Consider the following 18,188-nt stretch of genomic DNA (forward strand, 5'->3'; position numbering starts at 1 on the left):
CGGGACCCGATCTTCCCGACTACACACCCCTGTCACCCGCTTCGCAACCGAATAACCCCCCAACGCAATTCGTCCTCTAGTTGCGGTAGTTGCGCGTGCAAGTACCGCATCCAGAGGACGAATTGCGGGGGTCGGGGCGTCAGGCGAGGTATTCCGCGGCGGCGCGGAGGCTGACGTAGGACCCGCTGAACGTGTCGATCCGCGGCCCGTCGCCGGTGTCCGGCCCCGGTGCCCCGGTCTCGACCCGGATGTAGTCCACGCCTGCCTCCCGGAGCCAGCTCAGGAACTCCCGGACCTCAGGGTGCCGGTGCGCCTCACGCGTCACCACGACGAGGTCGCGGGCACCGTGGACGGCGTCGATCGCGATCGCGATCTCGTCCGCGGTGACCTTGAGCGCGCGGGTTCCGGGCACGAGTTCGGTCAGATGCGACCCGAGCCCCCACGGCATCGGGCCCGCCGCGATGATCGGCTCGGTCTCGACGTCGATCACCAGCGGCGGTCCGGCCAGCTTCGGCGAGCCCTGGATCCGCAACGCCTTGCGCGCCGCCTCCAGGCCGAGCCGGTGATCCACCGGAGAGATCGGTGTCGACACCGGGGGAGTGCCGAGCGCGGCGACCCGCTCCGACGCCTCGGCCAGCCGCTCCAGCGGCAGTTCACCGGCTTCGACAGCGGCCGCGATGACCGCCGCGATCCGGTTCAGCTCGTCCTCTTCGAACGACACACCGCCCAGGCAGAGCGCGTCGGCACCGGCGATCAGTGCCCGCACCGCCGCCCGGCCGACGCCCTCGGTCTTGCCGAGTTCACCCGCGACGGCGCCCATGTCGAGCGCGTCGGTGATCACCGCGCCGGTGAAGCCGAGTTCGCCGCGCAGGACGTCGGTCAGCGCCTTCGGGTTGAGCGTCGCGGGCAGGTGACCCCACGCGGGCACGACGAGGTGCCCGGTCATCACCGAGCGCACCCCCGCCGCGATCGCCGCCTTGAACGTGACGAGTTCGATTTCGTGTAGTTCCGCCTCGGTCCGGGGCAGGACCGGCAGCGAGTGATGCGAATCGTCGGTCGCCGCACCGTGCCCGGGGAAGTGCTTCGCCGACGCGGCCACGCCGTACTTCTGCAGCCCGGTGATGTACGCCGCGACGTGCGGCGACGCCTTCACCGGGTCCGAGCCGAACGCCCGGACCCCGATGGAGGGATCCTCCGGCGTCAGGGTCAGATCCGCGCACGGGGCGAAGTTGATCGTGACCCCGCACGCGGCCAGCCGTTCGCCGAGTGCGGCGGCGACCGACGCCGTCAGCTCGACGTCGTCCGCGGCGCCGAGTGCGAGTGGTCCCGGGACGAACGAGCCGGTGGCGACGTCGAGCCGCGTGACGTCACCGCCCTCTTCGTCGATGCCGATGAGCACGTCGGGCCGTTCGGCCCGCAGCTGCGCGCTCAGCGCGGCCACCTGCTCGTCGTCGACCACGTTGCGGCCGAACAGGATCGCGCCGCCGAGGCCGTCGGCCACCTTGCGCCGCAGCCAATCCGGTGCGGTGGTGCCGTCGAAGCCCGATACGAGAACGGAGCCGGCGAGCTTTTCCGGTGAAGACAAGGATTATCCCTTCACTGCGCCTGCGGTCAGGTTGGACACGAGTTTGCGCTGAACGAGGATGAAGAACACCAGCGCGGGGATGGCGTAGATGACCGACGCCGCCATGATGCCGCCCCAGTCGACGGAAAACGCCGTCCGGAACGAGGAAAGCCACACCGGCAGCGTCTGCTTGCTCTGGTCGCGCATGAACACGAACGCGAACAGGAACTCGTTCCACGCGGTGATGAAGCTGAACACCGACGTGGTCACCAGTCCCGGTGCGAGCAGCGGCAGCGTCACCCGGCGGAACGCGCCCGCCCGGCTGCATCCGTCGATCATCGCGGCCTCTTCGAGGTCGTACGGGATGCCGTTGACGAAGCCGTAGAGCATCCAGCACGTGAAGGGCAGCGTCGCCGCGAAGTACACCAGCAGCAGCGAAGGCAGCTGGTTGAGCAGCCCGGCGTCCCGCATCAGCAGGTACATCGGGATCAGCAGTGCCTCGAACGGGGCGAGCTGGGCGATCAGCACCAGCATCAGGAAACCCTTGCGGCCGCGGAAACGCATCCGGGACAAGGGAACCGCGGCCAGCACGCCCGCGACGAGCGAGCACAGCACCGCGCCGATCGTGACGATCAGGCTGTTGGCGAGGTACGTGGTGAAACCGGGCTTCGTCAGCGCCGTGACGAAGTTGTCGAACGTCACCGAGAGCGGGATCAGGTCGTAATTCGGCGACAGGACCTCGCCCGGCGTCTTCAGCGCGGACGTGACCATCCAATACGTCGGGAAGACGAACAGGAAGGCCACGATCACGCCGAACGTGCCGAGGCCGATCCGCTGTGCCAGGGATTTCTTCATGACAGGTCGGCCTCCTTCGAGCGCACCAGCAGCTGGACGTACCGGGCGGTGAGCAGGATCAGCACGAGCATCATCAGCAGGGCGGCGGTCGCCGCCAGGCCGAAGTGGTTGCCCGCGAGGCCCTTGAGGTACATGTAGACCGGCAGCGTCGTGCTGGCGCCGTCCGGCCCGCCCTGGCGGATCGCCCACACCTGGGCGAACAACTTGAAGTCCCACAGGACCGACAGGAACGTGACCATGGTCAGGATCGGCCGGATCGCCGGCCAGCTGACCGCCCAGAACGCCTGCCAGCCGCTCGCGCCGTCGATACCCGCGGCCTCGTACTGCTCCTTGGGGACGCCGAGGAGCCCGGCGTAGAGCGTGAACGCCACGAACGGCACGGCCTGCCAGACGACCAGCAGGCCGATCACGGTCAGGGTGCTCGGGCCGGTGGAGAACCAGGAATGCCCGATGAAACCTTCGAAGCCGAGTTTCGCGAGCGTCTTGTTCAGGATCCCGTACTGCTGGTCGAAGATCCACTGGAAGACCGTGGTCGTCGCGAGCACCGGGGTCGCCCACGCGAGGATCAGCGCGACCTGCAGGACCACCCGGACCACCGGGTTGAGATGCCGCATCAGGAGCGCCATGAACAGCGCGAGCAGCAGGGTGGTGATCACGACCGCGGCGGTGAACACCAGCGTGCGGACGGTGATCTCCCAGAATTCGGGGTCGGACAGGATTTCGGAGAAGTTCTCGAACCCGACCCAGACCATCTCTCCGGAGACCAGCTCACGGAGGTCGAGCTTGCGGAAACTGATCCCGATCAGCTGCATCGTCGGCCAGCCCAGCAGGACCAGGATCGCGATCAACGCGGGAAGGATCAGCAGATACGGCGCCGTCCGTTCGCCGAGACGGAGGCGCCGATTCGATTTCGGGGGCTTGATGCGCGGCGAAGCCGGCGGGGTGGCCCCCGCCGGCGTCGTCACATCTTTGGTCGTGGTCATCCGCCGATGAGCTTGTCGAGCGCTGCGTTGGCGTCGGCGGTCGCCTGGTCGAGCGATTTCGTTCCGGTCAGGTAAGCGGTCAGCATGTCCTTGATCGGGTTCTGACCGGACTCGACGTCACCCCACTTGGGGCTGGTCGGCACGGCGCGGCCGTTCTTGGACGCCTCGGCCATGACCTTGGTGAGCGGGTTCGCGTCGAGCGCGGACACGTCGGTCGAGGTACCGGGGACGTAACCGGCCTTGGCCAGCTCGGTCTGGTACTTCGGGGTGGAGAACAGCTTGACGTAGTCCTTGGCCGCGGCCGCGTTCTTGCTGTTGGCCGGGATGACCAGGTTCGAACCACCGAGGAAGACCGGGGCCGACTTGTCGGCGGACTTGCCGGGGATCGCGAAGGCGCCCGACTTCTCCTTGATCGTCGGGTCGGTCTTCGCCGCGGTGTCGGCCTCACCCGGGACACCGATCATCATCGCGACCTTGCCCGCTCCGTAGATACCGGCCTGCTGCGGGGTGGCCTCGTCGGCGTCCTTCGGCGCCTTGGTGCCTGAAGCGTCGGTGAGCTGCTTGTAGAACTCGAGCCCGGCCTTGGCCTGCGGGGAGTCCAGGGTCGCCTTGAAGGACTTCCCGTTGGCCTGCGCGATGTCGCCGCCCTCGTCCCAGATGAACGACAGCAGCTCGTACCAGTTCTGGCCAGGCTGGTAGAGGGCCTGGAACTCGGGGTCGCTGCCGAACTTGGCCTTGAGCTTGGTGATCGCGTCGAGCCACTCCGCGCGGGTCTTGGGCGTCGCGGTGATGCCCGCCTGCTCGAACATGTCCTTGCGGTAGATGACCTCACGGTTGGCCGCGTAGAACGGGACGCCGTAGGTCTTGCCGTCGTACTCGCCCGAAGCCTTGAGGCCCTGGAGCCACTGGGCGCCGTTGAAGTCGCCGACGCTCGAGGTGAGGTCGGCGAGCACGCCCTGGTTCGCGAACGCGGGGGTCTGGGTGTTGCCCAGCTCGATCACGTCCGGCGGGTTGTCACTCGCCAGCGCGGTGGTCAGCTTCTGCTGGATGCCGTTCCACTGCTGGATCTCGTACTTGATCTTGACGCCGGGGTGCGCGTCTTCGAATTCCTTGTGGAGCGAGTTCGTCAAAGATTCGGGGGCGGTCCCGGTCATCAGCCAGACCGTGAGCGCGCCGTTCGAGGCCGGAGCGCTCGAATTCGTGCTGTCGCCACTGCCGGAACCGGCGCAGCCCGCCGTCGCGAGGGTGATGGCCGCGGCGCCCGCAGTCATCTTGAGCCAGCGCTTCACTCGTGCCGTCCTTTCGATGCCCGGCCACTGTGCCGGGCTCCCACAAAATGGTGTAGACCAATGTCGGCAGCGTGGTACGTACCACTCCGACTGTCAAGCAGGTGGCCGGTTCGTTGTAAACGAGCCGCAATCTTTCACCTTGAGTGAGTGCGTGATCACGCTGATGATCGGATTTCGCCGCTGTCGTCAGGTGCTCGCGAGGCACGCTGACATGCGGTTTTTCGTTGGCTGTTCCGGTGATCGGTGCATTCGGCGGGAGCCTGTTGCGCCGTTCGGAGGAGGGCGGCCTCGCGTTCGCCTAGCGGTAGTCCTCGTCGTCCACGGGAGGCTCGATCCCGAGGAGCGCGCGGGTCTGATCCTGGCGGAACCACGCCAGTGTCGCGGTGACGATCAACAGGATCAGGGGGAGGACCGGGTCGCCGTTGGTGAGGATGAACAACTCGGTGGCGCTCGCGCCCACCATGACGCCGGCCAGCAGCAGTGCCGACGGCCCGCCGAGGCTGGGGACGAGCAGCCCGATCGCGCCGCCGACCTCGACGACACCGGTGACGTACCGGAGCCACTGCCCGAGCCCGATCTCGGCGAAGGTCTGTTCGGTGTGACCGCCCGCGAACAGCAGGTAGCCGCTGTAAAGGAACTCGGCGGCGAGCGCGACGCGCACGACCCACAGCACGATCGAGCCGATGGGCAGGCTTCGGGTACCGCTGGTTCCTTCGGACATGCCGGGGATTTTTCTCCGGGGCGAGGTGGCTGGCAAGGTCGCGTTTAGGGGACTACTTGCGAGGGTGTCCCGACGAGAGCCGCTGTCCCCAATGTCGCATTGGAGACACTCAGCGTCTCAGATGCGACATTGGGAACAGTGAGCGCGGGACGGCTCAGCGGTGGAGCGGGGGTGGTGAAGGACTTTTTCGCTACCAGCCGCCACGTTTGCCTTACCCCTCAACAGACCCGAAACGCCATTCACGACCCACTCGGTACCGGCGCCGCTTGGGGAAGCCGCAACTAGAGGACGAAACGCGCCTCAGGCCGGAACCTGCCAAGACTGGCCCGCCGCACCGTTGACCGGCAGGAATCAGAAGCGGCGGAAGGTGGGCATGTCACTGACCGAACTGGACACCTGTCACTTTTGTTCACCGAGAAGAATCTGTTCGAGCAGCAGGTCGACATCGCGGGCGGACTCGGCTTCGCCTATCCGGTGGAAGGTTTCGGCGGCGCGGAGTGCGCGGCGGGCGGCTTCCCGGACGCGGCCGACGGCGCTGAGCACGTGCGCGGCGACGTGGTCGAGCTGCGCGACGAGGTGATCCCGCGCGGGCGCGGTTTCGGTTTCCACCGCGTGCACGGCGGTTTCCGCGGCGTCGAGCGCGGTCAGCGCCGCGTCCAGATCGCCGGAGCGCAGCTGGGAAAGCGTCGCGGCGTTACGGCAAGTGGCGGCCACGTACCCGCCGCCGATCGCCAGTGCCGCGTCGGCCGCCCGCGCGTAGAAGTCGGCGGCGTTCGCGCCGTAGCCGAGCAGGTCCAGTTGTTCGGCGGCGGCCATGCTCACCGAGATGTAGGAGTGCCCGGTGTCGCCGGACCCCTCGAGGATTTCGGCGAGGACGGCGTATTCGTTGAAGGCGCGCGAAGATTCGCCGAGCGCGCGGTAGGAGTCGGCGTACATCCACCGGCAGCGGTGGCCCCAGTCCGGCAGTCCGGTGAGCAGGTCGATGGTGCGGGGCGCGACGTCGAGCACCTCGTCGTAGCGGCCGGCGCCGTGCAGCGCGGTGACGAGGACGTACCACTGTTCCGCGGTGTCCTTGCCTCTCGACGCGGCGACACCGAGGGATACGTAGGCGTCGTCGACGGCTTCGGCGAACCGGCCGGTGCCGATCAGGGACAGCGCCCGAAGCTGACGGAGGTGCCCGCGCAACCGTTCCGGGCCGCCGTCGGGAAGCGTCGCCAGCAGGTGCTCCACGAAGACGTCCAGTTCGTCGAGTGATCCGGCGCGCTCGTAGGCGATCCGGACCTGTTCGACGGCTTCGACGGCCTTCTCGCCGACGTTTCCGACGATGAACGCGTCCGTCGCCGCCTGCGCGAGTTCCAGCGCGGTCGCCGGATCTTCGCCGTCGCCGTTCCGCAGCGACGCGTCCAGGCACAGAAGAGTGCCGTGGAGCAAGGGATCGCCCGCCTCGCGGGCACGTTCGGCCCCGCGCCGCAAGGCTTCATACGCCTCGGGTGTCCGGCCCTGCCCGGAAAGCACGTGCGCCAGCCAGTATTCGCCCCAGCAGGCGGCGTGATCGTCGGTACCCGCGCGCAACCGTGCCGCCGCCACCGTCGTCAGCGCGACGCCGGTTTCGGCCTGATCGTCGAAGACCAGCCACAGGCCGAGCCAGCATTGGTTGAGCAGGAACCGGGTTTCGTCGCGGTACCGCCGGAACCCGGCGGCCGCGCGGCGCAGCCGTTCCTCGGTGTCGCCGTCCTGGAAGAAGATCGCGCGCAGTTCGGCCAGTCGCGGGGCGATCTCGTCGCCGACGGTGCCGATCGCGGCGAGACAGGCACGCGCCTCTTCCGCTTCGGACCGGTGGTTGTGGATTTCGGCCCGGATGACGAGTTCCTCCGCCGACAGGTCCGGCGGCGGCAGGATCGGTACCCGGGGGAGCGCGGAAGGTAGGAGCGGCACGAATTCCGCGACCGGTTTCGCGGTCATCTTCCGCTTGACGTGCTCGGTGAGGTAATCGGTGTGGTCTTCTTCGTCGAGTTCCTCGGCCTCGACGAACGCCGCCGCCCGCATCCGCCGATGCAGCAGGCGCAGGGAAAGGCCGTCGTACGGGCCGTTGAGAACGAACCGGGTCTCGCCGTATCCGGTTTCGATCAATCGGCGGGTGAGCAAGGCGGCCGAAGCGAAGAACTCCATTCTGCCGATGGCGTCCGCGTGGTCGCCGACACCGTCCAAAAGCGACAGAAGATCGAAACCGGTGTGCTCGTTACCGGTGAGCGCGCAGAATTCCAGCCGCAGGGCGTGGTCGCCGTACCGGCGCGGGGCACCGGTCGACGCCCTGGTCACCCAGCGGTAGGTCGACGCCGCCTCGGCGTGCTTACCCGCGGCCGCCAACGGCACCAAGGTCCGGCAGAGCCGGGTGATCTCGGCCCCGCCGGAGTCGGAGCCGCCCGCGTCCGCGCGGCGTGGTTCCACTTCCATGGTCCTGCCCCCAGAACATGACGTAGACGTTGGATCCTAACGCCCGGAGTTCCGTCATGGCCCTGCTTTCGGGTGGATCAGGGGACGCGCACGGCGGCGATTTGGGTCGCTTGCCCGATCAATCTGTTCTTTTCGTCCCAAAGCTCCGCGACCTCGTCCATGCGGTCGCCGCCGATCTCGCCCGCCCGCATCCGCACCCGGACCGGGCCGGGCGCCGGGAGCCCGCGCAGGTACGCGGTGAACTGGACGGTCGGCGCCCAGCCCGCGATGCCGAGGTCGTAGGAGATCGGCGGCACCGGGTCGAGCGCCACGAGCAGACTCACCGGATCCCAGTCGCTGCCGTCGGCGAGCCGCAACCAGGACGAGATGACGCCTTTCCGGGACGGCTGTCCTACCGCGAACCCCGCCGTGGACGGGTCGATCCGCTGTTCGACGACGTCCATCAGGCCGATGCGGAACCCGCCGCCACCGTCGGACGGCACGGGAAGGCAGTCCTGCTCCGCCGGGATCTCGACCGGGTCCACTCCGGACCACCACGCGTCGCCGTCCGTCAGGACGCCCTGGGTGATCAGGGCCTCGGTGCAGGGCTTGCCGTGCTGACTCAGCCGCGCGCGCAACTGGGTGAGGCCGCGGCCTTCGCGCAGCACCTCGACCTCGACGACCGCGGGGCCGGGCTCCGGGGCCACCGAGAACGAGCCACTGATCGCGGTCAGGTGCGGATGCGAGGAGACCGCGGCGGCGGCCTTGGCGAGGACGGCGAGCAGGTAGCCGCCGTGCAGCTTCGCCCCGATCGTCCACTGTGGATCGAGTTCGGTGTCGAATACCGGGTCGTTGCCCCGCTGGACCAGGGCGGTCGCGGTCTGGAAGTGCGCCATGACTCAAGCTGACACCGTCAAGTTGACGATGTCAAGTCCATGCTGGCAGCATCACGGCATGGGCGCGAAGCGGACGAAGGCGCGGCCGGGTGAAGGGGAGAAGCTGCGGGGCGAGATCCTGCTCGCCGCCGACGCCCTGCTCGGCGAGACGGGGACCGACGAGGCGCTGACGCTGCGGGCCGTAGCGCGGCGGACCGGCGTCTCCACGCCGTCGGTCTACGCGCACTTCCCGAGCCGCGATGCCTTGCTGGAGGCGGTCTGCCTGCGGGTGTGGGACGAACTCGCCCATCGGATGCGCGACCGCGCCGCCGAGGTCGCCGATCCGATGCGCGCGCTCAGCCGCTGCGCGCGGGTGTACGCGCGGTTCGCCCTCGACCATCCGGTGCAGTACCGAGTACTCCTGATGCGCCCGTCCGGTGGCTCGTCTCCCGGCGCGGTGGCCTGTTTCCGGCATCTCGCCGACGCGACCGCCGCCTGTGTACGGGCGGGGATCCTGCGCGGCGAACCGGAAACCCTCGCGATGGGCCTCTGGTCGGCGATGCACGGCTGCGTGAGCTTGATGATCGCTCAGCCGGGATTCGACTGGCCGGAGGAGCCGGAGGCGCTGATCGACACCGTTATCCGAATGGCCGGGCTCGGCACGGCGCTCGCCTGCCGGGTCCCGCGGGACGCGATTCCGCCGAGTGCCGTAATGGCCGAGGACCTGGACGGACTGGCGGCGGGCTGGGCGGCATCGCGCGATCGGACTGGTTAGGCTCAGCGCATGTCCGGGACCTCGACGGCCGACGAACGGCTCCAGATGCTCGAGGCCATCACCGACACGGCGCTGGGTCATCTCGGCCCGGACAAGGTGATCGCCACGATCCTCGCGCGCGTGCGCGAGGTGCTCAAGGTCGACACCGCCACGGTGCTCCGGCACGATCCGGGCGCCCAGCTGTTGCAGGCCATCGCCGCATCCGGGATCGAGGAAGAGGTCTTCCAGGACGTCCGGATCGCGGTCGGCGCGGGCTTCGCCGGCCGTGTGGCCGCGGAACGGCGCCCGGTGATCCTCGACCACGTCGACGAGACCACCGTCGTCAACTCGCTGCTGCGGGAACGCGGCCTCCGGACCCTGCTCGGCGTGCCGATGGTGTCCGGGGACGACCTGATCGGCGTGCTGCACGTCGGATCGGTGACCCCGCGCGAATTCCCCGAGGCCGACGTCGAACTGCTGCAGCTGGTGGCTGCCCGGCTCGCACTGGCGGTGCAGATCGACCTCTCCGTCACCGACCGCGCCGCCGCGTTGGCGCTCCAGCGGGGCCTGTTGCCGGGACGGTTGCCCGTCATCGCCGGTATGCAGTTCTCCGCGCGGTACGTGCCGGGAACCGAACCCGGGGTCGGTGGCGACTGGTACGACCTGTTCTCGTTGCCGGACGACCGCCTCGGCATCGTGATGGGTGATGTCGCCGGGCACGGCCTCAACGCCGCCGTGATCATGGGACGGCTGCGTAGCGCGCTTCGCGCCTACGCGCTCGAATCGGACGACCCGGCGGAGGTGCTGTCCAAACTGGACCGGAAGGTGCGGCATTTCGAACCGGGCGCGCTGGCCACCGTCGTGTACGGACTGGTGCCCGCGTCGCGGGACAGTGTGGCGATTTCCCTGTCCGGGCACCTGCCCCCGATCCTCGCGGTACCCGGCCGCCCGTCGGTGTTCGTCGACGTCCCGGTCGACCCGCCCATCGGCGTCGCGGGGTCGACGCGGCGAAGAACGGTGGTCGACCTGCCACCCGGCGCCGTGCTCGCCTTCTACACCGACGGTCTCGTGGAACGACGGGATCACCTGATCGACGTCGGCTTGCGGAGACTCGCCGACGTGATCACTCCCGAGCAGCCCGGAGTGGTGTGCGCGCGGGCGATGGCGGCGCTCGTCGGCGCGACCCCCGCGCAGGACGACATCGCACTCCTCGTGGCCCGGCGCGAACTGGGCTGAGTCACCGGACCGGGTGATTGGCGCGGACGTTCACGGCGGCGAGTTCCACGGTCTTGGCGATCCGCCGCCCCCGGGTCACCGGCTTCTTCGCCGTCAGGATCCATTCCAAGATCAGCCTTTTCGACGACGGCGGGAACTTGTCGAAATGCGCGCGAGCGGCCTCGTCGGCTTCGAGGCGAGCGCGAAGGTCGTCAGGGACGCCTTCGCCGTCGGGCACGACCTGCCAGCGGCCCTTTTCCTTGGCCAGGTCGATCATCGCCCGACCCCGCTCGGTCATCAGTCCCTCGGCGATCAGCCGGGCGGCCCGCTCGCGATTGACCCGGCTCCACGAACTCCGGGGGCCGCGCGGGGTGAACCGCAGCCGGGAACTGGTGGCGTCGTGCTTGCGGTGCAGCCCGTCGATCCAGCCGAAACACAGAGCCTGTTCCATCGCCTCGTCGATGCGGACGCTGGGGATCCCGCTGTCCTTGTGCCGGATGATCAGCCAGACCTCCTTCGCGGTACCGGCGTTTCCGGCGAGCCACGCGCGCCACTCGGCGGAGGTGGCGGCGGTGAAGGTGGCCTCGTCCATGACCGGGTTCCTTTCGTCGTAACGTCTGTGACCATCATCGGAAGCAAAGCGCTCACCGAGTGAGCACTTTTCGAACAGAGGTGGCCTGAGATGGAGATCTGGGTGAACCCGGCGTGCGCCAAATGCCGGTCGGCGGTGTCGATGCTGGACGAGGCGGGGGCCGAGTACACCGTGCGGAAGTACCTCGAAGAGCCGCCGACGGCGAAGGAACTGAAGGCCGTCCTCAAGCGGCTCGGGCTCGAGCCGTGGGACATCACCCGCACCGCCGAGGCGATCGCGAAGGAACTCGGGCTGAAGACCTGGGGGCGCACGCCCGCCGACCGCGACCGGTGGATCGAGGCACTGGCGACACATCCGAAGCTGATCCAGCGGCCGATCATCACCGCCGACGACGGTACGACCGTTGTCGCGAGGACCCCGGAGGCCGTCCAGTCGGTGCTGCCCGGCTGATCCTCCGGAAACTGTCGGTGGTCCTCGCTAGCGTTCCCCGCGTTGTCGAGCGTGGGAGGTCTGGGGTGGAGGAGCACGCTGAGGTGCCGCCGGGGTTGGCGGACGCAGTGGTGCCGGTGGTCGCCGAACTGTTCCCGGTGCTGCTCGGCCGGATTCCGCGCGGCCCCACGGCGGCGCTCGGGAGGCTGGGCGCGCCGGAGACGGATCGGGACGTCTTCGAACTCCAGACCGGACGGCGGACGCGCGGTCACGGCGAGTCGGCGGTGTTGAACGGACTGCTATCCCTCGGAGATCCGGTCTCCGAACGGCTGCTCGGCGCGCTCGAACTGACCCTGGAGGGGCTGCCGGCCGACGTCCCGGACGAGGTCGAAGCGGCGGTCCCCGGTCCGGACGCGACACCGCAGTCGTTCGGCTTCGGGATGATAGGCGGGCCGACCGCCGAGACCGTCACCGCCGTGCGGCTGCTCGACCAGCTCCGGCCAGGGGTCTCCGGGTTGATCGCGGCGCTGGTCGCCGAACTCGCCGCGCACGAGGCCGTGGTCCCGTTGCTGACGCCTGGGCCGGAGTTCGACGACGAGAAGGAACTCGCCGCGGAGCACGGCGCGGTGCATCTCGCGCTGGCCGTCGCGGTCGCGGTGCCGATCCTGCGGCGGGTCGACCCCCCGCTGCTGGCCGGGCGGCCCGCGGGCGTCGTCGGGGTCGCGCTCGGGGTTGTTTCGGCTCTGCTGAGCGAAAGTCCGATGCCCTCCGCGTACGCGGACGTACTGCTGGAGAAACGCCGGGCCGAGTACGTGCTGCCGAGATCCTCGTCGGGGTCCGCCGAGGTGCGCGGGCACCGGTTCACCCTGGCCGAGCGGCCGGTCGAGGGCGAAGCGGACTTCAGCGGAAACGGCCTCGCCGTCACGGTTCCCGGCGGTGTCGCCGTCCGGACCGGGCTCGACGATGGCCAGGTGAACGTGTCGACGCTGATCCTCGAAGCACCGCCGGACACCGTGGCGCTCGACTGGTGGGACGAGGTGGTCGAGGTCTCGTGGTCCGCCGAAAAGGGGGACGCCACCTTGGGCGACAGCGGTGGTCAGCGGTCGAAGACCCCGCCGTGGCCGGGAGATTTCCGGGTCCGGGTGCACGCGATCGGCCGGGACGGAGAAGAGCGGGAGCGCTACGAACTCATGCTCTGGGAGGGGCCGCCGGGGCCGGACGTCGTGCACAAACACAGTGACCGGCTCGGTCATGTCGTTCGTGGCGAGCCGGTGCCCGAGATCGAGACACCGCCGGAGGCCGTCTACCGATGGGTCGGTGAAAGCGCGCTCAGTGACGCGGCGACGGTCACGGTGGTCGCGGGCGCCTCACCGGCGGAGGTGCTCCGGGGATTCGGTGCGGACCCGGCCGAGCCGGTGTCCGCACTGGAACTGTCGCAGGCCTTCGGTATCGACCCGTGGGTGGTCGTGCTCCGCGTCGAGGCCGGGGTGCTGGCCGTGGAGTTCAACGGCTTCCAGGGTTCGTACGGGCCGGTGCTGGCGTCGCTCTCGCGGGCGGGCCGGACGGCGAGCTTCTTCTGGAACGTCAACGCGGTGACCAGGTTGTCCTTCGCGGAAGAGGGGGTCGTCCGCGCCGGGTTCGAACTCGGGCACGCGGCAGAGACCGAGGACCCCAGGGTGATCGAAGCCTTGGCGGGCCTGGATTTCGACAACTATCGCGACAGGCGCGCAAGGGCGTTCGTCGCAGTCGAGCGGTACACCGGCCACCGGTTGGCGGCCGAGGACATCGAACGGATGATGGCGGCCGACGTCGCTTACCGGATCGTGCCGCATCTGCCGGAGCTGTATCCCGAACCACGCGACGCCGACGGTTCGCGCAGGTTCCCCGGCGGCGGACCGTTGGGGGCTGACACGGACAAGCTCGCCTTCCTGCCGGAGGAGACCTTGCGTGATTTGGCTTGGCACGCCGCTTCGGCGGCGGCCGAAGCGGCAGGCGTCGCCGAAGACCTCGTCTTCGCGGACACGCTGGCGCACCGGAGGCTGAGTCCGGAGGCGGAACTCCTGGCCAGGAGGTCGCAACTGCACGAGCACCGGGAGCACGCCTGGTTGTGGCAGGCGATCCATCAGGCGACCAACCCGGATCCACTCGGCGCCGCGATCCGCGCGTTGGACGCGTCGCGATACGCGGCCGGTGCCTTGGCGGCGGATCTGCTCGACCAGGCCCGGCGAATGCTGGACTGACGCTGCTGGGGGCTGAAGGGGTGTCAGCCGTCTTCGGCCGCCGCCGTCCGCTCGGCGGCCAGCAGCCGCAGTCCCGGCAGCAGCGCGAGGATCACCACCGCCATCACCGCGAACACCGGCCGCAGTCCGAGGACTTCGGCGAGCAGCCCGCCCGCCACGGCGCCCAGCGGTTTCGTGCCCCACGCGACGAGCCGGTGGCCGCTGGTGCCCCGGCCCAGCAGATGGTCCGGGATGATTCGCTGCCGCAGCGAAACGACGACGACGTTCCACACCACGGTCCCGGCCCCGCCGAGGAAGAACACCGCGCCGATCACGTATGGATTCGTGGTCAGCGCGGGGATTCCGACGAGCACGGCGCCGGTGAGCAGGCTGAGGACCAAGGCACGGGAGCGGCCGAGCGCGCGTTCGATCCGTTCGGCCGCGAATGAGGCCGCGAAGCCGCCCAGGGCGATGGTCGCCAGCAGGAAACCGTAGGCCTGCTCCGACAGTTCCATCGCCGAAGACGGGCCCACCGCGTAGAGCACGAAGAGGGTCAACCACGCGCTCGTGGCGAAGTTGAAGCCGCCGACCATGATCGCCATGACGCGGAGGAACCGGTTCCGCCAAAGGAAACGCAGTCCCTCGGCGAGATCCGCGCGCACGCTCGTGTCCCGTGTCCGCTCGGTGCGGAACGATCCCGGGACGAAGAAGAGGGCCAAGACCGCGACGATCCAGAGCACCGAAGGAGCCGTGAACGCGACGAAGGCCCCTGCGGCCACGAGGAAACCGCCCAACGGTGGGCCGACGAACTCGTTGGTCGTCAGTTCTCCGGCGTAGAGGCGGCTGTTGGCCCGCGTCAGCTGATCGAGGCCGACGATCTGGGGCAGGATCGCCTGCGCCGCGGTGTCGTGGACCGTTTCCGCGATCCCGATTCCCAGCGCCACCGCGTAGAGCAGCCAGATCGACCCGAAGCCCAGCGCGGCCGCTGCCGCGAGGACGGCGAGCAGGACGGCCCGGAGCAGGTTGGCGGTGAGCATCGCGTGACGGCGGTCGACCCGGTCGACGAGCACTCCGGCGTGCAGGGCGAACATCAGCCACGGCAGGGACAACGCGAATCCCAGCCCCGCGATGAGCGCCGGCGACCGGGTGAGCTGGACGGCCACCAGACTGAGAGCGACCTTCACCACGCCGTCGGCCAGGTTCGACAGACTCGACGAGGTCCACAGCCGCCGGTAGGCGGTCCCCAACGCGGTCATCGATCGAGAATTGCACATCGATGGAGAAAACTCCATCGATGTTCCGTTTCTCTATCGGTCGGCTACGCTGCGTCCATGGACGATCAGGTCGCCGCCAGGGTCGCGGAACGACGGCGCGAGGCGACGGCACGCGAGGCCAAGGCACTCGGCCATCCGCTGCGGCTGCGCGTCCTCCGGCTCTGCGGGCAGCGGGAACTGACCAACAAGGAACTCGCCGACCGGCTCGGCAAGGACCCCGGAACGGTGCTCTACCACGTGCGGCAGCTGGCCGAGGCCGGTCTGCTGGAGCAGGCGCCGGTGCGCACCGGCGTCAGCGGCGCGCTCGAGAAGCCCTACCGGACCGTCGGCAAGACCTGGTGGCTCGACGGTCCGCTCAACGACGAGGACGCCGACACCCGGTTCGGCCCGATCGAGGCGTTCCAGGACGAACTCCGCGAGGCCGGACCCGCTTCGGTGCGAGTGGTCGAGCGGTTCGCATTGCATCTGTCGCCGGAGGAGGTCACCGAACTCGACAACCGCATCCTCGACATCCTCGACGAGTACATGGCCACCGACCACCAGCGGCTCGACCGGCCCCTGCTGAACGGGATCTTCCTCCTGCACCGCATGACGGAAGGATCATGAGTACCCGCCGTCCGGATCGCGTTTAGCCCGCTAAACGCGATCCGGACGGCGACCCACTCGACCCGCCGCTCACTTCACCTGGCGGAAGAAGTCCCGGATGTCGCCGATCAGGAGGTCCGGCGCGTCCTGCGTCGCCCAGTGGCTGCCGCGGTCGAATTCCTGCCACGAAACGATGTTCGCGTGGTCGCGTTCGGCGAAGCGCCGCAGTGGCCGGAAGTCGTAGGCGAAACTCGCCAGCCCGGTCGGCGCGGTCGTCGGCTCGCCCGCGTGCTCGGTGTGCTTGTCCTCGTAGTAGAACCGGGCCGCCGAGGCGGCCGTGTTGGTCAGCCAGTACAGCGTGGCGTTGGTGAGCACGTGGTCGTCGCTCGTGCCCGCCAGCAGTTGCGCGCTCCAGGCCAGCTGTCCGGTCGGCGAGTCGGCCAAAGCGTGCGCGAGGTTCTGCGGCGCGCTCTCCTGGAGTTTCGCGTAGCCGGACATGTCGTCGTTGAAGGTCTGAAGGAACTGCATGTACTCCAGTTCCTTCTCGGTCATGCCCTCGAATTCCGCCGGATCGCCGCTGGGGAACGAGAACAGCTGCGTGACGTGCACGCCGATAACGTGGTCCGCGTCGACGCGGCCGACCTCGGGGGCGACGAACGAACCGGCGTCGTTCCCGTGCGTGCCGTAGCGCTCGTAACCCAGCCGGCGCATCAGCTCGGCCCACGCCTGGGCGGTGCGGTACCGGTTCCAGCCCTTCTCGCGGGTGGCGCCCGAGAAACCGAACCCGGGCAGCGACGGGATCACCACGTGGAAGGCGTCCGCCGGATCCCCGCCGTTCGCCCGCGGATCGGTCAGCTGATCGATCAGGTCGAGGTATTCGAAGACCGAGTTCGGCCAGCCGTGCGTGAGGATCAGCGGCGTCGCGTCCGGCTCCGGCGAGCGGACGTGCAGGAAGTGAATCTGTTGTCCATCGATGACTGTCGTGAACTGCGGGTACCGGTTGAGCTTCGCCTCCCACTCGCGCCAGTCGTAGCCGTCGCGCCAGTACGCGACCAGACGCCGCACGTACTCCAGCGGCACGCCGTACTCCCAGCCCGGCGTGACCGGTCCGCGCTGCACCCCGTCGGTCACCTGGTCGGCGGGCAGTTCGTTCGCCCAGCGGACCCTGGCGAGGCGGTCGGCCAGATCGTCCAGCTCGGCCTGCGGGACGTCGACGCGGAAGGGCTTGATCTCGGTGTTTGTGCTCATAAGACCAAGGTAGAGTGCTATTAGGAACATCTCGTTCCTAATGAAGGAGCAGTCTGAAGAAATGTTGGAAACCTCGGCAAGACTGCTCCGTCTGCTCTCCCTGCTGCAGACGCCCCGTGACTGGACCGGCGCCGAACTGGCCGGACGCCTGGAAGTGAGCGCGCGGACGATCCGCAACGACGTCGAGCGGCTGCGCGCGCTCGGCTACCCGGTGAACGCGACCCGCGGTTCCGTCGGCGGCTACCGCCTCGGCGCGGGCGCCGACCTGCCGCCGTTGCTGCTGGACGACGAGGAGGCCGTCGCCGTCGCGATCGGCCTGCGCACCGCGGCGGGCGGCACCATCGCGGGCGTCGAGGAGACGTCGTTGCGCGCGCTCGCGAAGCTGGAGCAGGTGCTCCCGTCCCGGCTGCGGCGACGCGTGAACGCGTTGCAGGCGTACACGATTCCGGTGCCCCGTGACGAGCCCGGCCCGCGCGTCGACGCCGAGACACTGACCGTGCTGACTGCCGCCTGCCGGGATCGCGAGGTGCTGCGGTTCGGCTATCTGGCCCACGACGGGTCGGAGAGCGTCCGGAAGGCCGAGCCGTACCGCCTGGTCAACTGGGGACGCCGCTGGTACCTGGTCGCGTGGGACCTCGACCGCGACGACTGGCGCACCTTCCGCGTCGACAGGCTCACCCCACGCGTCCCGACCGGCCCGCGTTTCACCCCGCGTGACCTGCCCGAGGACGTCACGGACCGGGTGCGGCGCGGCGTCTCGTCCGCCGCGTGGCGGTACCGGGCCGACGTCACCGTGCACGCGCCCGCCGACGAGGTCACCGCACGGATCAACCCGGCCGTCGGCACGGTGGAGGCCGTCGACGCGAGTACGTGCGTGCTGCACACCGGCGCCGACAGCATCGAGACTCTGGCCGTCCACTTAGGACTCCTCGGCTTTCCCTTCACGGTCACCGAACCCCCGCAACTAGTCGACTACTTGCGTACCTTGGCCGGCCGGTACCGCGACGCGACTCGCAACTAGTCCTCTAGGGCCTGTTTCAGAAGTGGGTCTTGGTTTGAGATGATCTTCGTGTGGGGCGTGGTGACCTGACGGATGAGCAGTGGGCGAAGCTGGAACCGTTGCTGCCTATTGGGAAGAAGCCGGGTCGTCCG

At 69.0% G+C, this 18,188-nt stretch carries 16 protein-coding genes; 6 read left to right on the forward strand and 10 right to left on the reverse strand.

The window, feature by feature from the left end:
• Positions 1-139 precede the first annotated feature (139 nt).
• The 7 genes from ACLARN_RS41965 to ACLARN_RS41995 all read right to left on the reverse strand — a co-directional run bounded on the left by ACLARN_RS41965 (position 140) and on the right by ACLARN_RS41995 (position 8,741).
• Positions 140-1,585 (reverse strand): glycoside hydrolase family 3 protein, encoded by a 1,446-nt coding sequence (locus ACLARN_RS41965; protein WP_409497058.1) that lies wholly within the window; start codon positions 1,583-1,585, stop codon positions 140-142.
• Between the two features lie 3 nt (positions 1,586-1,588).
• Positions 1,589-2,419, reverse strand: a complete 831-nt coding sequence (locus tag ACLARN_RS41970; protein WP_409497059.1) for a carbohydrate ABC transporter permease — start codon at positions 2,417-2,419, stop codon at positions 1,589-1,591.
• Positions 2,416-3,402, reverse strand: a complete 987-nt coding sequence (locus ACLARN_RS41975; RefSeq protein ID WP_409497060.1) for a carbohydrate ABC transporter permease — start codon at positions 3,400-3,402, stop codon at positions 2,416-2,418. Before ACLARN_RS41975 ends, ACLARN_RS41970 begins: the two co-directional genes overlap by 4 nt.
• A complete protein-coding gene (locus tag ACLARN_RS41980; protein WP_409497061.1) occupies positions 3,399-4,691 on the reverse strand; it encodes an extracellular solute-binding protein in 1,293 nt (430 codons plus the stop codon). The genes ACLARN_RS41975 and ACLARN_RS41980 overlap by 4 nt, the downstream gene beginning before the upstream one ends.
• Before the next feature lie 298 nt (positions 4,692-4,989).
• A complete protein-coding gene (locus ACLARN_RS41985) occupies positions 4,990-5,412 on the reverse strand; it encodes a DoxX family protein (protein ID WP_409497062.1) in 423 nt (140 codons plus the stop codon).
• A gap of 399 nt (positions 5,413-5,811) precedes the next feature.
• Positions 5,812-7,866, reverse strand: a complete 2,055-nt coding sequence (locus ACLARN_RS41990; RefSeq protein WP_409497063.1) for a hypothetical protein — start codon at positions 7,864-7,866, stop codon at positions 5,812-5,814.
• Positions 7,867-7,943: 77 nt separating this feature from the next.
• Positions 7,944-8,741, reverse strand: a complete 798-nt coding sequence (locus tag ACLARN_RS41995; protein ID WP_409497064.1) for a thioesterase family protein — start codon at positions 8,739-8,741, stop codon at positions 7,944-7,946.
• Positions 8,742-8,799: 58 nt separating this feature from the next.
• Here ACLARN_RS41995 and ACLARN_RS42000 point away from each other — a divergent pair, with 58 nt between their 5' ends.
• A complete protein-coding gene (locus ACLARN_RS42000; RefSeq protein ID WP_409497065.1) occupies positions 8,800-9,495 on the forward strand; it encodes a TetR/AcrR family transcriptional regulator in 696 nt (231 codons plus the stop codon).
• A 9-nt stretch (positions 9,496-9,504) separates the two neighbouring features.
• Positions 9,505-10,710 (forward strand): PP2C family protein-serine/threonine phosphatase, encoded by a 1,206-nt coding sequence (locus ACLARN_RS42005; protein ID WP_409497066.1) that lies wholly within the window; start codon positions 9,505-9,507, stop codon positions 10,708-10,710.
• Position 10,711: 1 nt separating this feature from the next.
• Here the strand turns inward: ACLARN_RS42005 and ACLARN_RS42010 are convergent, their stop codons facing one another.
• The gene (locus ACLARN_RS42010; RefSeq protein ID WP_409497067.1) at positions 10,712-11,281 is read right to left on the reverse strand and encodes a YdeI/OmpD-associated family protein; all 570 of its coding nucleotides are present in this window, start codon (positions 11,279-11,281) and stop codon (positions 10,712-10,714) included.
• Between the two features lie 90 nt (positions 11,282-11,371).
• On the opposite strand from ACLARN_RS42010, the gene ACLARN_RS42015 reads away from it, so the two are divergent.
• Together ACLARN_RS42015 and ACLARN_RS42020 are read left to right on the forward strand one after the other, a co-directional pair.
• The gene (locus ACLARN_RS42015; RefSeq protein WP_409497068.1) at positions 11,372-11,731 is read left to right on the forward strand and encodes an arsenate reductase family protein; all 360 of its coding nucleotides are present in this window, start codon (positions 11,372-11,374) and stop codon (positions 11,729-11,731) included.
• 65 nt (positions 11,732-11,796) lie between these two features.
• On the forward strand, positions 11,797-13,950 hold the full coding sequence (locus ACLARN_RS42020; RefSeq protein ID WP_409497069.1) for a DUF6461 domain-containing protein: 2,154 nt from the start codon (positions 11,797-11,799) through the stop codon (positions 13,948-13,950).
• A 23-nt stretch (positions 13,951-13,973) separates the two neighbouring features.
• On the opposite strand, the gene ACLARN_RS42025 is transcribed toward ACLARN_RS42020, so the two are convergent.
• On the reverse strand, positions 13,974-15,185 hold the full coding sequence (locus ACLARN_RS42025; protein ID WP_409497070.1) for an MFS transporter: 1,212 nt from the start codon (positions 15,183-15,185) through the stop codon (positions 13,974-13,976).
• Positions 15,186-15,260: 75 nt separating this feature from the next.
• On the opposite strand from ACLARN_RS42025, the gene ACLARN_RS42030 reads away from it, so the two are divergent.
• Positions 15,261-15,809, forward strand: a complete 549-nt coding sequence (locus tag ACLARN_RS42030; RefSeq protein ID WP_409497071.1) for an ArsR/SmtB family transcription factor — start codon at positions 15,261-15,263, stop codon at positions 15,807-15,809.
• Positions 15,810-15,878: 69 nt separating this feature from the next.
• On the opposite strand, the gene ACLARN_RS42035 is transcribed toward ACLARN_RS42030, so the two are convergent.
• On the reverse strand, positions 15,879-17,036 hold the full coding sequence (locus ACLARN_RS42035) for an epoxide hydrolase family protein (RefSeq protein WP_409497072.1): 1,158 nt from the start codon (positions 17,034-17,036) through the stop codon (positions 15,879-15,881).
• Positions 17,037-17,097: 61 nt separating this feature from the next.
• Between ACLARN_RS42035 and ACLARN_RS42040 the strand changes: the two genes are divergently transcribed.
• Positions 17,098-18,057 (forward strand): helix-turn-helix transcriptional regulator, encoded by a 960-nt coding sequence (locus tag ACLARN_RS42040; protein ID WP_409497073.1) that lies wholly within the window; start codon positions 17,098-17,100, stop codon positions 18,055-18,057.
• Positions 18,058-18,188: the final 131 nt, after the last annotated feature.

The sequence above is a fragment of the Amycolatopsis sp. cmx-11-12 genome (genome assembly GCF_046269425.1).
GTDB lineage: Bacteria > Actinomycetota > Actinomycetes > Mycobacteriales > Pseudonocardiaceae > Amycolatopsis.